Origin of the sequence: Pseudomonas sp. S34 (genome assembly GCF_009866745.1) — a bacterium.
Classification (GTDB): Bacteria; Pseudomonadota; Gammaproteobacteria; order Pseudomonadales; family Pseudomonadaceae; genus Aquipseudomonas; species Aquipseudomonas jessenii.
In genome coordinates this window covers 317320-336079 of sequence record NZ_CP019398.1, presented here as the reverse complement: position 1 = coordinate 336079, position 18760 = coordinate 317320, and the positions used below count along the sequence as shown (strand labels likewise).

20 protein-coding genes and 1 tRNA gene are annotated in these 18760 nt (G+C 59.1%); 12 read left to right on the top strand and 9 right to left on the bottom strand.

The genetic code is table 11. From position 1 onward, the window contains the following. The first annotated feature begins 1 nt into the window (after window position 1). The gene (locus tag PspS34_RS01485; RefSeq protein WP_154861218.1) at window positions 2-778 is read left to right on the top strand and encodes a divergent polysaccharide deacetylase family protein; all 777 of its coding nucleotides are present in this window, start codon (window positions 2-4) and stop codon (window positions 776-778) included. Between the two features lie 131 nt (window positions 779-909). Here PspS34_RS01485 and PspS34_RS01480 read toward each other — a convergent pair whose 3' ends face one another. The 7 genes from PspS34_RS01480 to PspS34_RS01450 all read right to left on the bottom strand — a co-directional run bounded on the left by PspS34_RS01480 (window position 910) and on the right by PspS34_RS01450 (window position 6679). Next, on the bottom strand, window positions 910-1665 hold the full coding sequence (locus PspS34_RS01480; protein ID WP_150812002.1) for an ABC transporter substrate-binding protein: 756 nt from the start codon (window positions 1663-1665) through the stop codon (window positions 910-912). A gap of 37 nt (window positions 1666-1702) precedes the next feature. Next, complete coding sequence (gene hisF / locus PspS34_RS01475; RefSeq protein WP_007972752.1) at window positions 1703-2473, bottom strand: imidazole glycerol phosphate synthase subunit HisF; 771 nt, start codon at window positions 2471-2473, stop codon at window positions 1703-1705. 9 nt (window positions 2474-2482) lie between these two features. Next, the gene (gene hisA / locus PspS34_RS01470) at window positions 2483-3220 is read right to left on the bottom strand and encodes a 1-(5-phosphoribosyl)-5-[(5-phosphoribosylamino)methylideneamino]imidazole-4-carboxamide isomerase (RefSeq protein ID WP_027617356.1); all 738 of its coding nucleotides are present in this window, start codon (window positions 3218-3220) and stop codon (window positions 2483-2485) included. A 42-nt stretch (window positions 3221-3262) separates the two neighbouring features. Then, window positions 3263-3520 (bottom strand): DUF2164 domain-containing protein, encoded by a 258-nt coding sequence (locus PspS34_RS01465; protein ID WP_154861219.1) that lies wholly within the window; start codon window positions 3518-3520, stop codon window positions 3263-3265. Further along, on the bottom strand, window positions 3521-4159 hold the full coding sequence (gene hisH / locus PspS34_RS01460) for an imidazole glycerol phosphate synthase subunit HisH (protein ID WP_057712412.1): 639 nt from the start codon (window positions 4157-4159) through the stop codon (window positions 3521-3523). Next, window positions 4159-4752 carry an imidazoleglycerol-phosphate dehydratase HisB gene (hisB, locus tag PspS34_RS01455; RefSeq protein WP_003218037.1) on the bottom strand — a complete coding sequence of 198 codons (594 nt, stop codon included), beginning with the start codon at window positions 4750-4752 and terminating at the stop codon, window positions 4159-4161. The genes hisH and hisB overlap by 1 nt, the downstream gene beginning before the upstream one ends. A 262-nt stretch (window positions 4753-5014) precedes the next feature. Next, the gene (locus PspS34_RS01450; protein ID WP_154861220.1) at window positions 5015-6679 is read right to left on the bottom strand and encodes an OFA family MFS transporter; all 1665 of its coding nucleotides are present in this window, start codon (window positions 6677-6679) and stop codon (window positions 5015-5017) included. A 231-nt stretch (window positions 6680-6910) separates the two neighbouring features. Between PspS34_RS01450 and PspS34_RS01445 the strand changes: the two genes are divergently transcribed. The 7 genes from PspS34_RS01445 (at window position 6911) to PspS34_RS01415 (ending at window position 13412) form a co-directional block, all read left to right on the top strand. Further along, window positions 6911-7315, top strand: a complete 405-nt coding sequence (locus PspS34_RS01445; RefSeq protein WP_057712414.1) for an acetyl-CoA sensor PanZ family protein — start codon at window positions 6911-6913, stop codon at window positions 7313-7315. A 78-nt stretch (window positions 7316-7393) separates the two neighbouring features. Beyond that, window positions 7394-9625, top strand: coding sequence for an AsmA family protein (locus PspS34_RS01440; protein WP_154861221.1), 2232 nt, complete (start codon window positions 7394-7396; stop codon window positions 9623-9625). Next, complete coding sequence (mutY, locus tag PspS34_RS01435) at window positions 9622-10689, top strand: A/G-specific adenine glycosylase (protein WP_150812006.1); 1068 nt, start codon at window positions 9622-9624, stop codon at window positions 10687-10689. Before PspS34_RS01440 ends, mutY begins: the two co-directional genes overlap by 4 nt. Beyond that, window positions 10686-10958, top strand: a complete 273-nt coding sequence (locus PspS34_RS01430; protein WP_007989188.1) for an oxidative damage protection protein — start codon at window positions 10686-10688, stop codon at window positions 10956-10958. Before mutY ends, PspS34_RS01430 begins: the two co-directional genes overlap by 4 nt. Before the next feature lie 103 nt (window positions 10959-11061). Beyond that, window positions 11062-11137: transfer RNA gene (locus tag PspS34_RS01425), tRNA-Phe, on the top strand. Between the two features lie 318 nt (window positions 11138-11455). Beyond that, entirely contained in the window at window positions 11456-12535 is a 1080-nt protein-coding gene (locus PspS34_RS01420; RefSeq protein WP_154861222.1) for a hypothetical protein, read from the top strand. Between the two features lie 70 nt (window positions 12536-12605). After that, the gene (locus PspS34_RS01415) at window positions 12606-13412 is read left to right on the top strand and encodes a TSUP family transporter (protein WP_154861223.1); all 807 of its coding nucleotides are present in this window, start codon (window positions 12606-12608) and stop codon (window positions 13410-13412) included. 30 nt (window positions 13413-13442) lie between these two features. On the opposite strand, the gene PspS34_RS01410 is transcribed toward PspS34_RS01415, so the two are convergent. Beyond that, complete coding sequence (locus PspS34_RS01410; protein ID WP_154861224.1) at window positions 13443-13892, bottom strand: carboxypeptidase regulatory-like domain-containing protein; 450 nt, start codon at window positions 13890-13892, stop codon at window positions 13443-13445. A gap of 252 nt (window positions 13893-14144) precedes the next feature. On the opposite strand from PspS34_RS01410, the gene PspS34_RS01405 reads away from it, so the two are divergent. The 4 genes from PspS34_RS01405 to PspS34_RS01390 all read left to right on the top strand — a co-directional run bounded on the left by PspS34_RS01405 (window position 14145) and on the right by PspS34_RS01390 (window position 17160). Further along, entirely contained in the window at window positions 14145-15194 is a 1050-nt protein-coding gene (locus PspS34_RS01405) for a PDDEXK nuclease domain-containing protein (protein WP_154861225.1), read from the top strand. A gap of 77 nt (window positions 15195-15271) precedes the next feature. Next, a complete protein-coding gene (locus PspS34_RS01400) occupies window positions 15272-16246 on the top strand; it encodes an alpha/beta fold hydrolase (RefSeq protein ID WP_154861226.1) in 975 nt (324 codons plus the stop codon). 38 nt (window positions 16247-16284) lie between these two features. Continuing rightward, complete coding sequence (locus tag PspS34_RS01395) at window positions 16285-16701, top strand: hypothetical protein (RefSeq protein WP_154861227.1); 417 nt, start codon at window positions 16285-16287, stop codon at window positions 16699-16701. A gap of 6 nt (window positions 16702-16707) precedes the next feature. After that, window positions 16708-17160, top strand: a complete 453-nt coding sequence (locus tag PspS34_RS01390) for a hypothetical protein (RefSeq protein WP_057712423.1) — start codon at window positions 16708-16710, stop codon at window positions 17158-17160. A 71-nt stretch (window positions 17161-17231) separates the two neighbouring features. On the opposite strand, the gene gabP is transcribed toward PspS34_RS01390, so the two are convergent. Continuing rightward, a complete protein-coding gene (gene gabP, locus PspS34_RS01385; protein ID WP_057712424.1) occupies window positions 17232-18623 on the bottom strand; it encodes a GABA permease in 1392 nt (463 codons plus the stop codon). Between the last annotated feature and the right edge of the window lie 137 nt (window positions 18624-18760).

Below are 18760 nucleotides of genomic sequence, written 5' to 3'. Positions count from 1 at the left end.
GATGTTTCTGCGGTTGCTGATCGGACTGTTGTGTTGTCTGGCGGGTCTTGCTCATGCAGAACCCGCCGGATCGACGTCCCACAAAGCCTACCTGAGCCTGATCATCGATGACCTGGGGCAGAACCTGCCCCGGGATCGCCGCGTGCTGGCCCTGCCCGGCCCGGTGACTGCGGCGATCATGCCCGATACACCCCACGCCACCGAATTCGCCCGCGAAGCCCATCGCGCCGGCAAGATCGTCATTCTGCACATGCCCATGGATCCGGCCACCGGACCGTTCGCCTGGCATCCCGAACTGCCCGTCGATGAGCTGGAAAAACGCCTGAACGCCGCGTTCAAAATGGTCCCGTACACCAGCGGCATCAACAACCACATGGGTAGCCGCATGACCGCACAACCAACGGCCATGGCCTGGCTGATGGCGGCCTTGCAGCGACGGCACAAGTTCTTCGTCGACAGCCGCACCAGCGCCCAGACCGTAGCCGCTGCCCAAGCGCAGAAGATCGGTTTGGCGAGCGTTTCACGGGATGTATTTCTCGACGATGAGCGTACTGAAGCAGCGATTTTGACCCAGTTGCAGACCGCGATCAGCCTCGCGCACAAGCAGGGTTCGGCGGTGATGATCGGGCATCCGTATCCACAGACGCTGGCGGTACTGGAACGCGAACTGCCCAAGCTCAAGGCTCAGGGGATCGAGTGGATTGATATCCGGCAGATGATCAGTGTGCGCGGAAACCGGGCGACTGCGGCGCATGGCAAGGATGGGATATATCGCTGAGTCTGCGCACCGCAGAACAAAAATGTGGGAGCGGGCTTGCTCGCGAAGGCGTCGTGTCAGTCAACATCATTGTTCCCTGGTACGCCGCTTTCGCGAGCAAGCCCGCTCCCACATTGGTATGTGCAGGATCGCTACAGATACTGCGCCATTATCTCGTCCACCCGACCTTCCTTGCGCATCTGATCCAGCGCCGCCTGGAGCTTGGCAACCGTCTCGTCCGGCACGTCCTTGTTCAGTGCCAGGTACAGTTCGGCACTGTTGAAACGCAATACGGTTTTCAACCCGTTAACCCCTTCCTGGCGCGCCAGATAGCGCCCGGCGGGGTCACCAGTGGCCCACAGGTCGATCTGCCCGTTGACCAGTTTTTTCGCGTTGTCCTGGTCGCGCAGTACAACAATCGGATTGAGTCCCTGCTTGGCCAGCGTCTCGGCAATGGCGTCGCCCTTGTAGGCGCCGATCTTGTATTTGCGCGCGTCATTCAAGGTTTCGAGGGTGATCTTGCTGTCAGCCTTGGCCAGCATGATCCAGTCGTCCGGGCCAATCGGGCCGACCCATTTGAAGAGTTTTTCGCGATCGGGCAGGCGCGCCATGACGAATACGCCGTAACCGGGTTTTTCCAGGGTGAGTTTGTAGATTCGCTCCCAAGGGAAACGTAACGTCAGGCTGTAGGTGATGTCGGCGCGCTTGAATATCTCGCGGACGATATCGGTGGCGATGCCATCGATGTTCTCGTCCTGAGCGAAGTTCTTGCCGTTCTTCGCCATGTTGTACGGCGGGAAATTTTCCGTCAGCAACACCAGGTCGGTATCGGGGCTGTCTTTAGCGTTTGCTCCGTTGATCAACAACAGAGAAGCGCTGGCAAGGACGATAAGAAAGCGTTTAAGCATGTCTGGCTACCGAAATCCATGGCCTGTACCGGTTTGTTTAACGCATCACGATTCCGCGATGGGCCATATAGGCCTTGGCTTCCTGCACGGTGTATTCGCCGAAGTGGAAAATACTCGCCGCCAGAACCGCACTGGCGTGGCCTTCGATAATGCCGTCGGCCAGGTGTTGCAGGTTACCGACACCGCCGGAAGCGATCACCGGAATGCCCAGTGCATCACTGATGGCGCGGGTGACGCCCAGGTCAAAGCCGTTTTTCATGCCGTCCTGGTCCATGCTGGTCAGCAGGATTTCGCCGGCGCCCAGGCCTTCCATTTTCTTCGCCCACTCAACGGCGTCGAGACCGGTTGGTTTGCGACCGCCATGGGTGAAGATTTCCCAGCGCGGGGTTTCGCCCGGTCCGGAAACCTTCTTCGCGTCGATAGCCACCACGATGCATTGCGAACCGAAATGCTGCGCGGCTTCGCCGACAAATTCCGGGTTGAACACTGCGGCGGTGTTTATCGAGACCTTGTCCGCGCCGGCATTGAGCAGGTTGCGGATATCCTGCACGGTGCGCACGCCGCCGCCCACGGTCAGCGGGATGAACACCTGGCTGGCCATGCGCTCGACGGTGTGCAGCGTGGTGTCGCGGCCATCGACGCTGGCGGTGATGTCGAGAAAGGTAATCTCGTCGGCGCCCTGCTCGTCGTAGCGACGAGCAATTTCCACCGGGTCACCGGCGTCGCGGATGTTTTCGAATTTCACACCCTTGACCACCCGGCCGTTGTCCACGTCCAGGCAAGGGATGATGCGTTTGGCCAGCGCCATGATCAGTCCTCAGCCTTTGTACGAATCGCAGAAAGCTTGCGCTTCAGCGACATCGAGGGTGCCTTCGTAGATCGCACGGCCTGTGATCGCACCGATGATGCCTGGCGCCTTGGCGTCGAGCAGGGTCTTGATGTCACCCAGGTTGTGGATGCCGCCGGAAGCGATCACCGGGATCTTTGTTGCAGCAGCCAGTGCCGCGGTGAACGGTACGTTGCAGCCCTGCATCATGCCGTCTTTGGCGATGTCGGTATAAACGATCGAAGACACGCCGTCGGCTTCGAACTGCTTGGCCAGGTCGATCACCTGGATGGTGCTGATTTCAGCCCAGCCGTCAGTGGCGACAAAACCGTCTTTGGCATCCAGACCCACGATGATTTTGCCCGGGAACGCGCGGCAGGCTTCTGCAACAAAGGCCGGATCTTTCACGGCCTTGGTGCCGATGATCACGTAGCTAACGCCCGCTTTCACGTAGTGCTCGATGGTTTCCAGGGAACGGATACCGCCGCCGATCTGGATCGGCAGGTTCGGGTAGCGCTTGGCGATGGCGGTGACCACTTCGCCGTTGACCGGCTGGCCTTCGAAGGCGCCGTTCAGGTCGACCAGATGCAGACGACGGCAACCGCCCTCCACCCACTTGGCTGCCATGCTCACCGGGTCATCGGAGAACACTGTGGAATCTTCCATGCGGCCCTGGCGCAGACGAACACAGGCACCGTCTTTAAGATCGATAGCGGGAATAATCAGCATCTGGCAAACCTTCAAATTTGAATGTTCAGCTTGGCTCGGAAATCAGTTTTTCTCGAGCGCCCACAGGTCGCTTTCGATGCTTTCGAACCTCTCTTTGAGGTGCGCCTGCACATCGAAAATCGCCCTGTTGTAATAGTGCGGAGCAATTTCACGGGTAAACAGCTCAAGAATCTCCGCCGCCTCGAACGAACCGAGGTCGAGCTCAAAGCGGTCTTCCATGAAACGCTTGATCTTGCGATTGACCTCGCTCTCCTGTTCCGGAGTGAGGGTCAGAATCGGCGGCTTCTTCTTGACGGCCATTTACCAGCGACCGTCCCACGCAGCGAAGTTCTGCAGCAACTGCAGGCCATGGGTATGGCTTTTCTCCGGGTGGAACTGCACGGCGAAACGCGAGCCTTCGGCCAGCGCCGCGGCGAAATCGACACCGTAGTGACCGCCACCCACCACCTGCCGCGCGTTGGCGGCAGCGATGTAGTAGCTGTGCACGAAGTAGAACCGCGCCAGGTCCGGAATGTCGTGCCACAGCGGGTGACTGACCTTCTGCTTCACTTCGTTCCAGCCCATGTGCGGGACTTTCAGGTGTTCGCCGTCTTCATGCAGGTCTTTGCCGAAGAACTTCACCGCGCCCGGGAACAGGCCGATGCAGTCGACACCGTCGTTCTCTTCGCTGGTGTCGAGCAAGGCTTGCATGCCCACGCAGATGCCAAGGAACGGACGGTCCTGGCTGACTTCACGCACCAGCGAATCGAAGCCGAGGCGACGGATCTCCGCCATGCAATCGCGAATCGCGCCAACGCCGGGGAAAACCACCCGGTCGGCCTCGCGAATCACATTGGCATCACTGGTGATCAGCACCTTGCCGGCACCGACGTGCTCGAGGGCCTTGGCCACCGAGTGCAGGTTGCCCATGCCGTAATCGATAACCGCGACTGTCTGCATTACAGGACGCCCTTGGTCGATGGCATTTGCCCGGCCATGCGGTCATCGAGCTCGACGGCCATGCGCAGAGCGCGGCCGAAAGCCTTGAACACGGTTTCGATCTGGTGGTGGGTGTTGGTGCCACGCAGGTTGTCGATGTGCAGGCTGACCAATGCATGGTTGACGAAGCCCTGGAAGAATTCCTGGAACAGGTCAACGTCGAAGCCGCCGACGGTGGCGCGGGTGTACGGAACATGCATCTGCAGGCCTGGACGGCCGGAGAAGTCGATCACAACCCGCGACAGCGCTTCATCGAGCGGCACGTAGGCGTGGCCGTAGCGACGGATGCCTTTTTTGTCGCCGATGGCTTTGGCAAACGCCTGGCCGAGGGTGATACCGACGTCTTCCACCGTGTGGTGGTCATCGATATGCAGGTCGCCCTTGCTGACAATATCCAGGTCGATCAGCCCGTGACGGGCGATCTGGTCCAGCATGTGCTCAAGAAAAGGAACACCGATATCGAATCGGGCCTTTCCGGTGCCATCGAGGTTGATCGAGGCTTTGATCTGGGTTTCCAGAGTGTCGCGCTCGACAGACGCCTTACGTTCGGCCATCACCAGCTCCGCAAAATCATTGGGCGAAAAAGGCAGCCATTATAGGCGTGCGGGGCCGAAACAGAAACACGAGAGGTGATATCCCTGACGGAGTGAATTCGGGGGGCCGACGATAGACATGTCCATACAAGCCATTTGGCACACCACAAAACAAAATGTGGGAGCGGGCTTGCTCGCGAAGGCGGTGTTTCAGGCAACTTTAAGTCGACTGGCACTGCGCCTTCGCGAGCAAGCCCGCTCCCACAAGGGTGATGCGTTTTACTTAGTGAAACAGCACCGCCGTCTTCTGCAAGGTCACCCAGACACCCCACGCCAGCGGAATGCCCACCACCAGCCACGCCGCAACCGCCAGCGGCTTGGTGCCCGGCGCGGCTTTCCACTCCAGCACGGTGCTGCTGTCGGCGCCTTTGTCATGGCCCAACGCCTGTTCGGCGGCCAGTTCGGCGTCGGTCATGAAGTACTTGTCCGCCACCGGACGCACCAGCAGGTTGCACAGGAAACCCAGCACCAGCAGGCCGGCGAGGATGTACAGGGTGATGTCGTAAGCCGCCGCACGCTCGACGCCGATGCTCAGTTGATATTCACGCAGATAATTCACCAGCACCGGACCGAGCACACCGGCAGCAGCCCACGCCGTCAGCAGACGACCGTGAATCGCACCGACCATTTGCGTACCGAACAGGTCCGCCAGATACGCCGGAACAGTCGCGAAGCCACCGCCATACATCGACAGGATGATGCAGAACGCCGCCACGAACAGCGCGATGCTGCCCAGGTGACCCAGGTTCGGAATCAGTCCGTACAGGGCAAAGCCCAGGGCGAAGAACACGAAGTAAGTGTTTTTGCGGCCCAGGTAATCCGAGAACGAAGCCCAGAAGAAGCGCCCGCCGATGTTGAACAGGCTGAGCAAACCGGTGAAGCCGGCAGCGATGGCGGCGATCGAAGCCAGTTGCGAAGCGTCGAGTTGGCCGAACGCCAGGTCATTGCCCAGCAACTTGCCAGCGAACACTTCCTGCAACAGCGGCGACGCCATGCCGAGGATGCCGATACCAGCCGATACGTTCAGGCACAGCACCAGCCACACCAGACGGAACTGCGGCGTCTTCCAGGCCACATTCACGTGAACATGACGATGAGTGATCATCGCGTTCGAGGCTTTTTTCGCCGGGGCCGTCCAGCCTTCTGGCTTCCAGCCGGTTGGCGGAACGCGGTAGGACAGTGCGCCACCGATCATGAACACGAAGTAGATGGCAGCCATCACCAGGAAGCTCTGCCAGACGCCGACGCTGGTTGGCGAGGCGAAATGCCCCATCAGTGCCGCCGCCAGCGGGGCGCCGACCATTGCGCCACCGCCGAAGCCCATGATCGCCATGCCGGTCGCCATTCCGCGCTTGTCCGGGAACCATTTGATCAGGGTCGACACCGGCGAAATGTAGCCCAGGCCCAGGCCGATACCGCCAATGACCCCGGAGCCGATCCACATCAGCCAGATCTGGTGGGTATACACCCCCAGCGCCGAAATCAGCAGGCCGCCACACCAGCACAGTGCCGATACGACACCGGCCTTGCGCGGTCCGGCATGCTCCAGCCAGCCACCCCAGATGGCAGCCGAGCAACCCAGGAAGATGAAGAACAGGGTGTAGATCCAGCCGAGCATCGAGATCGGCCAGTCACACTGGGACGAAAAGACTTGTGCGATAAAACTCATGTCCGGTGCGCAGGCCACTGGAGCGGAGATGCCCAGCGCCTTGGACAGCGGCAACCAGAACACCGAAAAACCGTAGGCCATACCGATGCACAAGTGGATGGCCAGCGCGGCCGGTGGCACCAGCCAACGGTTGAAACCGGGCTTGGCGATGATCCGCTCCTTGGAAAGGAACGCAGGCTGGTCGGCGCTGAAGCCGTCCGCCGTGATGCTCGTGGTCATTGTGTATCCCCCAATTATTTGTATGGTTCGCCAGCCACAGTTCACTCCCGGCCTTTATGCACGCAGGCATGACCGTTTTTTTTGTAGAGCACCTTGTTGTGCGACAACAGGTCGCAGAAGGACGGACGAACGGGCAAAGGTTACCATTTGCAAGTGACAGAAAAACCAAGCTGACATCACCTTTTGTACGTCATCTGATCTCTATCGCTTCATGACCTCACAGGAATCACCATGCCGATCATTGTCGAGCCGCTGAACCAAGCCACTGCCCAGGATCGGCAGGATCTGCAGAAGATCTACTGCGACGCCCCGGACTGGCTGTTCGCCCCTTTTTCCGGGGCCGCTCAGTTGATCGAAGACTGTTTGCGCGACGGCACACTGATCGCCGGACGCTTCAACGATCGCCTGCTGGGCGCGGCCCGGTTGCAAAGGCACCAAGACGCCTGGCACTTGTCCCAAATATGTGTTCGAAAAATTACCCGTCGCCGTGGTGTTGCCGAGCGACTGGTTGCCGAAGCCCAGAAAATGGCCGCGCAATCGGGCATGCCCCTGCGCCTGCTGGCGCCTGCCGGGCATCTGGAGGCTCAGGCGCTGGCCGCCAAGCTGAAACTGCCACTGGATGTGCTGCCAGCGTGATCACTGACCGGTCGTCTGTTCGGGGGCGCTATACTCCTCGGCTAAATTTTGAATTCGACTAATTACAAGGACTCGCCCATGAAAGCGTTCGGCAAAATCCTGGGTCTGGTACTTCTCGGGCTGTTGCTGATCATTGTGGCGCTGGGCTTTGCCCTGACCCACCTCTTCGATCCCAACGACTACAAAGACGAGATCCGCCAGATTGCCCGCGACAAGGCCCACATCGAGCTGACGCTCAATGGCGATATCGGCTGGAGCCTGTTCCCGTGGCTGGGCCTGGAACTGCACGACGCCAGTGTCGCGACCATGGTCAAACCGACCGAACCGTTTGCCGACTTGCAGATGCTAGGCCTGTCGGTACGCGTACTGCCGCTGCTGCGCCGTGAAGTGCAGATGAGCGACGTACGTGTCGAGGGCCTGAACCTGCGCCTGAACCGTGACAAGGACGGCCACGGCAATTGGGAAGACGTCGGCAAGCTGCCGGTATCGGCCAACACCGGCGCGACCAGCACCCCGCCAGCCGCTGGCGAACCGGCGCCCGAAGCCAGCGTCGCGGCGGAAAAACCGCCTCAGCCGATCCGCCTGGACATCGACAGCCTGACCGTGAACAACGCACGGGTCGAGTACACCGACGAACGAACCGGCAAGAGCTTCAGCGCCGAAAGTATTCAGTTGAGCACCGGTGCGGTTCACGACTCCGTCAACATTCCGCTCAAGCTCACGGCTTTCCTGTCAGCCAACCAGCCGGCATTGCGAGTGCGCACCGAGCTCAATGGTGAGGTGCGTATCGCACGCGCTCTGCAGCGCTATCAGCTCGAAGACATGAAATTGTCCGGTGAAGTGACCGGCGACCCGCTGCAAGGCAAGACCATGACGTTCTCCGCCCAGGGCCAGTTGGTGCTGGACAAGGCCGCCAATGTCGCCGAGTGGACCGGCATCAAGATCTCCGCCAACCAGCTGCGGGCACTGGGTGAACTGAAGGTCAACGACCTCGACAAGACCCCACAAGTCAGTGGCGGCATCTCGATCGCCCAGTTCGACCTGGCGAAATTCGTCGATAGCATCGGCCAGAAACTCCCGGCCATGGCCGAAGGCAGCCTGAGCAAGGTCGAACTGGTCAGCCGTCTGGCTGCAACACCCACCAGCCTGGCGCTCGACAATATCAACCTGAAAGTCGACGACAGCACCTTCAGCGGCCGCATTGCCGTCGAAGACTTCGCCAAGCAATCGCTGCGCGCAGCACTCAAGGCCGACACCTTCAACGTCGACCGCTACCTGCCGCCGAAATCCGCCGAGGCCAATAGCGCGACACAAGTGCGCCAGGCCGAAGTCGCCAGCACCGAAGCCGATGCAATGGCCGGCGCCGGCAGCACTCCGTTGCCACCCGCGCCGACCAAGGACGCCTGGAGCAGCGACCGCCTGTTGCCCGTGGAACGCTTGAGCAAGCTCGATGTGGACGCCGACCTGACCTTCGGCCAGTTGACCCTGCAAAAATTGCCGATTCATAACGCTGCGCTCAAGGCCACCGGCCAGGGTGGCCTGCTGACACTGGCCAACCTGCGCGGCGATCTGTACGAGGGCAACTTCGAAACCACCGGCACGCTCGATGTGCGCCAGCCAGTGCCGGCGCTGAACCTGCAGACGAAGATCAGCCGGGTACCGGCGGAAAAAATCCTCGAAAGCCAGGGCAAGAACCCGCCCGTCAAAGGCCTGGTCACGCTCAACAGCAGCCTGACCGGCAGCGGCAACAGCCAGAAAGCGTTGATCGATACCCTCAACGGCAATGCCAGTTTCATCATCAACAATGGCGTGCTGCTCAACGCCAACCTTGAGCAACAGCTGTGCAAAGGCATCGCCACGCTCAACCGCAAAACCCTCAGCGGCGAGCCCCGGGGCAAGGACACACCGTTCCAGGAGCTCAAGGGCAACCTGACCTTGCGTAACGGCGTGGCCAGCAACCCGGACCTGAAAGTGCGCATCCCGGGCATGACCGTCAACGGAGACGGTGACATCGATCTGCGAGTGTTGGGCATGGACTACCGCGTCGGCATCATCGTCGAAGGCGATACCAGCGCCATGCCGGACCCTGCTTGCCAGGTGGGCGACAAGTTTGTCGGCATCGAGTGGCCGCTGCGTTGCCGCGGCCCGCTGGAGCTGGGCGCCAAGGCTTGCCGTTTGGATAACGACCGCATGGGCCAGGTCGCGGTCAAACAGGCTGGCGACAGGATCAGCGAAAAAATCGAGGAGAAATGGGGCGACAAAGTCGACCCGAAACTGAAAGACGCGCTCAAGGAAATGTTCAAGCGATGAGAGCCGAGCAGTTTTCAACGGCGGTGCTGGACTGGTTCGACCGCCACGGCCGTCACGATTTGCCCTGGCAGCAGGACATCAACCCGTATCGGGTGTGGGTCTCGGAAATCATGTTGCAGCAGACCCAGGTCAGCACCGTGCTGAATTACTTCGACCGTTTCATGGCCTCGTTACCGACGGTCCAGGCGCTGGCGTCCGCGCCGGAAGACGAAGTGCTGCACCTATGGACGGGCCTTGGTTACTACACCCGCGCGCGCAATTTGCAGAAGACCGCGAAGATCGTCGTCGAGCAGTACGGCGGCGAATTTCCCCGGGACGTGGAAAAACTCACTGATCTGCCGGGGATCGGCCTGTCCACCGCCGGCGCCATTGCCAGCATCAGCATGGGCCTGCGCGCGCCGATCCTCGACGGCAACGTCAAACGGGTGCTGGCGCGCTTTACCGCGCAAGAGGGCTACCCCGGCGAGCCAAAGGTCGCCAAACAGCTCTGGGCCAACGCTGAGCGCTTTACGCCGCAGACCCGCGTCAACGCCTACACCCAAGCGATGATGGACCTGGGGGCGACGCTCTGCACCCGCAGCAAACCGAGTTGCCTGCTGTGCCCGCTGGAAAAGGGCTGCGAGGCGCACATGCTCGGCCTGGAAACCCGCTACCCGATCCCCAAGCCGCGCAAAGCCATCCCGCAGAAGCGCACGCTGATGCCGATGCTCGCCAACGCCGAAGGCGCGATCCTGCTTTACCGTCGCCCGTCCACGGGCCTGTGGGGCGGTTTGTGGAGCCTGCCGGAACTCGACGACCTCGATGACCTGCCGCACCTGGCATCGCAGCACTCGCTGGAACTGGGCACACAACAGGCATTGCCAAGCCTGGTGCACACCTTCAGCCATTTTCAGTTATCCATCGAACCCTGGCTGGTTCAGGTCCAGGAGAGCGGCCATCACGTGGCCGAGGCTGACTGGCTCTGGTATAACCTCGCCACCCCGCCGCGCCTGGGCCTTGCCGCCCCGGTCAAAACCTTGCTCGAACGCGCGGCCGCCGTATTGAACGCAGGAGAGTCGTCATGACCCGCACCATCATGTGCCGCAAGTACAAAGAAGAATTGCCAGGCCTGGAGCGCGCTCCCTTCCCGGGCGCCAAAGGCCAGGACATTTTTGACCACGTCTCGCAAAAGGCCTGGGCCGACTGGCAGAAGCACCAGACCCTGCTGATCAACGAAAAACGCCTGAACATGATGAACGCCGAAGATCGCAAATATCTTCAGGGCGAGATGGACAAGTACTTCTCCGGCGAGGATTACGCCAAGGCCGAAGGCTACGTGCCGCCGTCGGAATAACCCCGATTTATCGGGGGTCGGAACGTAAGCGACGGTAATAATTAAAATTTTTTTGAAAACTTGCTTGACGACCCCCTGAAAAACCCGTTTAATGCGCCCCGTTGCCCAGATAGCTCAGTCGGTAGAGCAGGGGATTGAAAATCCCCGTGTCGGCGGTTCGATTCCGTCTCTGGGCACCAAATACCGAAAACCCTGAATCGCAAGATTCAGGGTTTTTTTATGCCTTGGATTTGATGAAGCACCGATCCCGTCACCCTCGAAACAACAATTCCCACCTCCTGTCACCACGCCAGCCAGTACCCGTAATGGTTGCCGGGGCTAAGTCCCGAAAGCTTCAGACATTGGTTATCGGTCCTTCCTGGCAGTCTCTCGGGTCTGTCGGAACACTCCGTATGCTCTAACGGAAATGGATGACATACGCTGAAAATGAAATTGAGCAGAATCGGGGGAGGAGCTGCCGCATAACCGGGAGCAGATACACAACAGGGATATAGACAATGACTGAGGTGATTCAACCAGACGTCGAAACTGCTGAGTTTTTTACTGAACAAGAAATCAGGACTTTCAGCTTTGATATCCGCCAGTCAGCATTGCTGCACAAGTTGGCCAAAGAGCTGACCGCCATCGGCGGGCCTCAAGCACCAGGAGCCAGGTCCAAAGCCTCTCTGGCAGCCACCGAATTATCGTTCCTGTTTTCGAAAGACCAATGCGAACTGCTGGATGCCTATTCCGAAGGCCTTGTTTGCGCGTTGATCTTTGAAGGGCTGCAAAAAATCTCAGACGCCACCCCTCCAGATGCACTACCAGACCAGACATCCCTGGAAAACCGATACGACGTCCTTTGCCTGGCCGCCCGTAATCAGATCTTGTTGAAACTGGTGGGTAACAGTGCCTTTGCCTACGACATGGACAATGAAGGAAAACTGGTTCGACTGGTGGCCAACTTCAAGGGCGGCGGACTGACCAGAATCCCTGCCGAGCCGCACATCAAGGAACTGAGTTCCCATTCCGGCCTCGCGCTTGGCCCGCATACAGAGGCGCCCTACTGGTGCGCCGTGAACGCGAAAGACGGGCACTCGCCCTCTCCATCGTCGCTCATACTTTCCGCCTTGTGGAACCCGAGCCTGGAGCCTACGCGAGTCATTCCACTACCTCCCATACTCGAAAAAATTGGCGTCACCAACTGCCTCGCACTAACCACGGGTAACTTCCAGTTCACTCGTAGTGACTCCTTTGTCAGTGGCAAAGGGGAAGATGGCCGCAACGTTTCGATTCTGGAGTTCGACGACAAGGCAGGGTTCGCAGCCCGCTTTAACACGTATCGTTTTTCGGTCAATGACAACGCCTCGACCTTTGTGAAAGCGGCTTACACTGCCCTTTGCCAGGGTGTGGGTGAAGCAACTCCGGTCGAGTACACGCTGAACCAGGAATCGGCCATGGTCATCAATAACATCCGGGCTCTGCACTGTCGCGATGTCATCAAAGACAACAGACGGGTCTTGGTTCGTATTTTCGGACTTTCAAAATTTTCTTGCCCCATCGTTGTTTCCGACGACCCGCTAGTGCTGCAGGGCTGATTCTTTTATCACCAGCTGTTGAACGACCAGTCATGTGATTACTGGCCAATAACCATAAAGAGAGAATGCAATGTCTTGGGATGTAATTGGCATGTTGGCGCTCGTCGCTTTTTTCGCCGGTTTTTTTGATGCGATTGCCGGTGGTGGCGGTTTGATCACCTTGCCTGCATTGTTCCTGGCAGGTGTAGATCCGATCAGTGCAATTGCCACAAACAAGTTCCAGGCCGCTTCGGCAACAGTTTCGGCAACGGTAACCTTTGCTCGCAAAGGAATGATCGAGTGGCGCGAAGGCCGTTTCCTGGTTATCTGCGGATTTGTTGGCGGCGCCAGTGGTGCCTTGTTGGTCAGCACTATTGATAAGCGCTATCTGGAAGTTTGCGTGCCTATCATGCTGATTCTGGTAGCCATCTATTTTGCGCTCTCTCCAAAGCTGGCCAATGAAGATCGACGCAAGAGAATTGGTGTTCTGCTTTTTTCGTTTAGCGTTGCGCCGATCCTGGGTTTTTACGACGGTATATTCGGCCCCGGTGTGGGCTCTTTCTTTATTGTCGGATTTGTACTGCTCTGCGGCTTGGGCATGATGCGGGCCATGAGCTTTACCAAACTTGCCAACGCCTCATGCAATCTCGGTTCCCTGTCGGTCTTTATCACTAAAGGTGTGATTATCTGGCCGATAGCCATAGCCATGGCTTTGGCGGCCTTCATCGGCGCTCAATTGGGTGCACGGGCCGCTGTCCGGGTCGGACCACGGTTGATCAAACCCATGTTGATCGTGGTCTGCTGCGCTTTGGCCATCAAGCTGCTGAGCGTAGAAACCAACCCTTTACGCGTTGCACTCATCCAGGCGTACGCGGGTGTTAATCACGAAAAACCCTGAGTCGCAGGACTCAGGGTTCAGAGCCTCTCGTTAACTCGCATCATTCCAGTGGAAAACCAGGTTACGGGCTGCACCATTGCCAACATCGGCAACGTCCTGCCGTGTTTCGCCGTTACGCGTCGCAATGACCGTATATTTGCCGGCAGGCAGTTTCACGTAAACCAGCGGACCGGCGTCATTGAGCGTCAGTACGGTCTGCCCCGGGGCTTTCTGAATAACTACATTCACATCAGAAGTGTATTCATTTCCCGTCCCGACAGAGAACGTCATGTGCAGGTTGTAGCCAGTGGTCTGCTGGATGGCCTTGGACTCATCCTCGCCGATACCGCCGGACAGGTAGGTGATGCCGTTTTGTTCCTGGCTTTGCACCTGCACCCCCTGGCCGTCGATGGGCTCAAGGCTGGCGGCAGGTGTCATCGCTGGAAACAACAGCACGCCTACAGCGGTGAGGGGCAACAGGAGTGTATGGAGGTATTTCATGATGGCGACTCCCGGGTTCTGCGGAACCCAATCGTTACACTCTTTGGATTTCCAGCCGGAGGGAGGCGTTTAGATTGATTTGGCCTGAGTACGAAACGTACTACGCCATTTGTTCCTCAGCCCTCGCCCACCATCAGACCTGTCCTGCCGGACAACCCGGTATTTCCTGCCTGTTTCTCGGCAACCCCCGGCATCTTCGAAGGGGCTCTCTTGTCATTCTCTTTCACTGTTCAACCTGCTGCGGAAGACCTCATGACGGCCCCCACCCCCAACGACACTCACGACCCACATCTGGCATCACTGCTTGGCAACCTTGGCAAATTGATCCATCAGGCACGTCAGAAAGTGCTTCGGGCAGCCGACACCGTGCAAGTGCAAACCTGTTGGCAAACTGGTCGGCACATCGTTGAGTTCGAACAGAACGGCGCGCGACGGGTCAGGTATGGCAAAGAGTTACCGTCGACGGTGGCCAAAGCACTAACTGCGGAGTTCGGAAAGGGATTTGACGCTTCCAACCTTCGGTACATGCGTCTGTTCTATCAAGCCTTTCCAATTCGTGACGCACTGCGTCACGAATTGAGCTGGACCCACTACCGCCACCTGCTTCGGGTCGACAACGACAGCGCTCGTCTCTGGTACATGAACGAATCAGCCACCCAAAACTGGTCAAGCCGCGCCCTGGAACGCCAGATCAATACGCTGTACTACGAACGCCTGCTGGCGAGCCGCGATCGCGGCAGCGTCAAGCAGGAGGCCGCCACCCACATTCAAAACATGAAGGCCAGCCCTCGGGATTTCGTCCGTGATCCGGTAGTACTGGAGTTTCTTGGTTTACCCAATGCCGGCAAGCTTCAGGAAAGCGAGATCGAACAAGCGCTTATCGAACAATTGCAGGGCTTCTTGCTGGAGCTGGGAAAGGGCTTCGCATTCATTGCCCGCCAGCAACGCATCAGTACCGACAGCAAAGACTTCTACATCGATCTGGTGTTCTACAACTACTTGCTCAAGTGCTTCGTCATCTTCGATATCAAGCGCGGTGAACTGACCCATCAGGATCTGGGGCAGATGGACATGTACGTACGCATGTACGACGACCTGAAACGCGGCGTGGAAGACGGCCCCACGGTCGGCATCATTCTCTGTGCGCAAAAGGATGAATCCGTGGTGCGGTATTCAGTGCTCGAAGGAAACGAGCAACTGTTCGCCAGCAAGTACAAGCTTGTCCTACCGAGTGAGGAGGAACTCCGTAATGAGCTGGATCGGGAACGGGTGGCACTTGAAGAACGATTGCTCAATCAGTAAATGCGTTGAGGCGAATGGATTGTTCATCAACGGCATCAAGACTATCGTTGGCAGCTACCCGCAAAGGTCTGACACCGATGAATTTGCAGGACACGCCTCCGCTGGCCCCCAGTCGCAACGAGTTGCCGCTGCCGGATACCACGCCCGGCAAACCGTTCAAGGAAACCGCCTCGGATGGTTTCATCCTCGGCGGCTTCACCTGGCGACACCCTTCTCGGGACACCGCTCGTCCGGTCGTGATCATCAATGCCGCCACCTCGGTCCGTTGTCGCCACTACTCGCGCTTCGCCGACTACCTGTTCGCCCACGGCTTCGATGTCATCACCTATGACTACCGCGGCATCGGCGAGTCGCGGCCGGCATCGCTCAAGGGTCTTCAAGCCTCGTGGACCGATTGGGGAGCGCTGGATTTCGAGGCGATGCTCAAGCGCGCACAGCGTGAGTTCCCAAGACAGCCTATCGATGTGGTCGGCCACAGCTTTGGCGGCTGTGCAGCGGGCCTGGGGGCGTCCGGGCACCTGATACGGCGCCTGGTGACGGTCGGTGCGCAATTCGCCTACTGGCGCGACTATGCGCCCGCTCATCGCTGGCGAATGTTCGGCAAGTGGCATGTGGTGATGCCGCTGGTGACGATGCTGTGCGGCTACTTTCCGGGCAAGCGCCTTGGCTGGCTGGAAGACACACCCGCCGGCGTGGTCCGTGACTGGAGCCTCTCCACTGCCCGCTACGAGAAACGCTCCAGCGGCCGCACAATCAGCAAAACCGCCGGGCAGCTGCCCTTTGCCGACGTCACCGCGCAAACCCTGGCCATCAGCATCAGCGACGATCCCTACGGCACGGTCCCGGCCATCGAACGCCTGCTCGGCTACTTCACCGGCAGCACAAACTCTCACCTGCGTATCCATCCTGAAGACATCGGCGAAGAAGAAGTCGGACATTTCGCCTTTTTTCGCAGCGCATACCAAGCCACACTATGGCCCATTGCATTGGCCTGGTTGCAAAACGGCGAACTGGTCCCCGGCACACCCGGGCGAACGGTGCCACGCAGCTGAGCCACCCGCCCCTTTCAACGAATTACGGAACGACACCCATGGCCTCCGCCAACAAGCAGCAAAAACGCGCCCCCCGCGCCAAGACCAAGGCCAAGCAGAACCGCACCCAGCGAGCTGCCGCGCCGGTCGAACTGGACCCGAACGACGATCGCATCGACTTCGAATCGGTGGACCTGACCGAACTGTTCAAGAAAATGATCGACGCCGAAAAGATCAGCCAGCAAGCCCTGTGCACGGCCTTCCTCGAAGACCCGTTGCTGGAGCTGGTGTACGAGCAGGAAGGCGAGGAAGGCGCGATGGACTTCATCCTCGCTGCTCTGATCGAATATCGCCAATGGTCGACTGAAACCGACGAAGCCGGCGCCCTGGCGTGGATCGAATCACCGGCCTTCCAGGCCGACTACGTGGCGGCGTCCGACGCCATTGCCGCGCAAACCCAACAGAAACCGAACTGAGTTCCCATGGCCTCCCTGAACAAGCAACAGAAACGCGCCAAGCGTGCAAAAGCCAAAGCCAAGCAGATCAATATCCACGGCCGCAAACCCGCCGCGCTGGACGATGATCTTGGCCACCTCGCCGAGCCGATCCCGGAATACACCCTGGCGATGTTCAGCAAAATGCGTGACGCGGAAGCCGTCAGCCGCAGCGAAATGCTCTCGGTGCTGCTGACGAACCTGGCCTTTATCATCATCGACCATCCAGAACTGCTGGACATGGAAAACGCCGACGACGAAGGCATGGCCGCCACCCACCTGGCCGCCGACATGCTGATCGACTACCGCATGTGGGCCGACGGCATGGACCGTGAGACCGCCCAGGCGTGGCTGAGCGAACCGCAGTTCATTGCTGACTTCGGTGACGCACTGGATGTCTACCGCGAGTCGCTGGAAGCGCCGGAAGAAAAAGCCGAGTAAGGGTTACGACTCAAACAAAAACGGCCGCTTGTCATCACTGACAGCGGCCGTTTTGCGTTACGCGGTATGGATCAGTTCAGCACTACCGCGCCACGCTTTTCCAGTTTGCGACGGCGAGCCACCAGCAAGCCGGCCGCTACCACCAGAGCACTGAGCAAGCCGGTCGCGAGAATTTCCACACGATGGGCTTCCTGGAACAGCATGATGGTCAGGGCCGCGACGATGAAGACGATCACCGCGTAGGTCAGGCCCGGGAACAGCCACATGCTGAAGGCAATTTTCTCCCCGCGCGCTATACGCTGCTTGCGCATGCGCAGTTGCGAAATTGCAATCACCAGGTACACCAGCAATGCGATGGCGCCGGAGCTGGCCAGCAGGAATTCGAACACCGCAGCCGGAGCCACGTAGTTGGCGAATGTTGCCAGGAACGCTGCGCCAGTGGACAGCATCACCGCCCAGTATGGCGTGCCACTTTTGTTGGTGCGGGTGGACATGGCCGGCGCATCGCCGCGCTTGCCCAGGGAGAACAACATCCGCGACGAGGTGTAGAGCGCCGAGTTCAGGCAGCTGGTCACAGCGACCAACACCACGATGTCGACGATCATCTTGGCGTTAGGGATGCCCATGCGCTCAAGTACAGTCTGGTAGGAGCCCAGGCTTGCCAGTACCGGGTCGTTCCAAGGCACCAGAGCCACGACGATGAAGATCGACACGAGGTAGAACAAGCCGATCCGCCAGATAACCGAGTTGGTGGCCTTGGAGATTTGCTTGCCAGGGTTCTTCGATTCCGCGGCCGCGATGGTCACGATCTCGGTGCCCATGAAGGAGAACATGGTGGTCAGGATGGCACCCAACACCGCGCCCATGCCGTTTGGCAGGAAGCCCTGGGTATCGAACAGATGGGAAACGCCGCTGACCTGGCTGCCCGGCAGGAAGCCGAAGATCGCCATGAGGCCCAGAACAATGAAACCGATGATGGCCAACACTTTGATCAGGGCAAACCAGAACTCGAATTCACCGTAGTTCTTCACGCTGAACAGGTTGGTCACGGTCAACAGCATCGTGATGACCAGGGCGAAGGCCCAGATGTCCACGCCAGGGAACCAGGCATGCAAGATGGTCGCGGCAGCGTTGGCTTCCAACGGGATCACCAGAACCCAGAACCACCAGTACAACCAGCCGATGGTGAAGCCGGCCCAGTGACCGATCGCGCGGTCGGCGTAAGTCGAAAACGAACCGGTGTCCGGCGAGGCAACGGCCATTTCGCCGAGCATGCGCATCACCAGCACCACCAACATGCCGGCGGCGGCGTAAGCCAACAGAACAGCCGGACCTGCAGCGGCGATGGCGTGACCCGAGCCAACGAACAAGCCGGCGCCGATAACCCCGGCAATCGACAGCATGGTCACGTGGCGCGGTTTGAGCCCCTGTTCGAGGCCATTAGAGCTTTGGGTACTGCTCATTAAAACTACCTTTGTAAGGAGAAGCGAATGCGTGCATCCCGTTCGGCGGACCTTCTCGTAAAAAGAAGCCAACAGGGCGTTCTGGATTCTGCACGCAATAATTGCGCCAAAATATTTCAAAACCCTCTAGCCCGGCG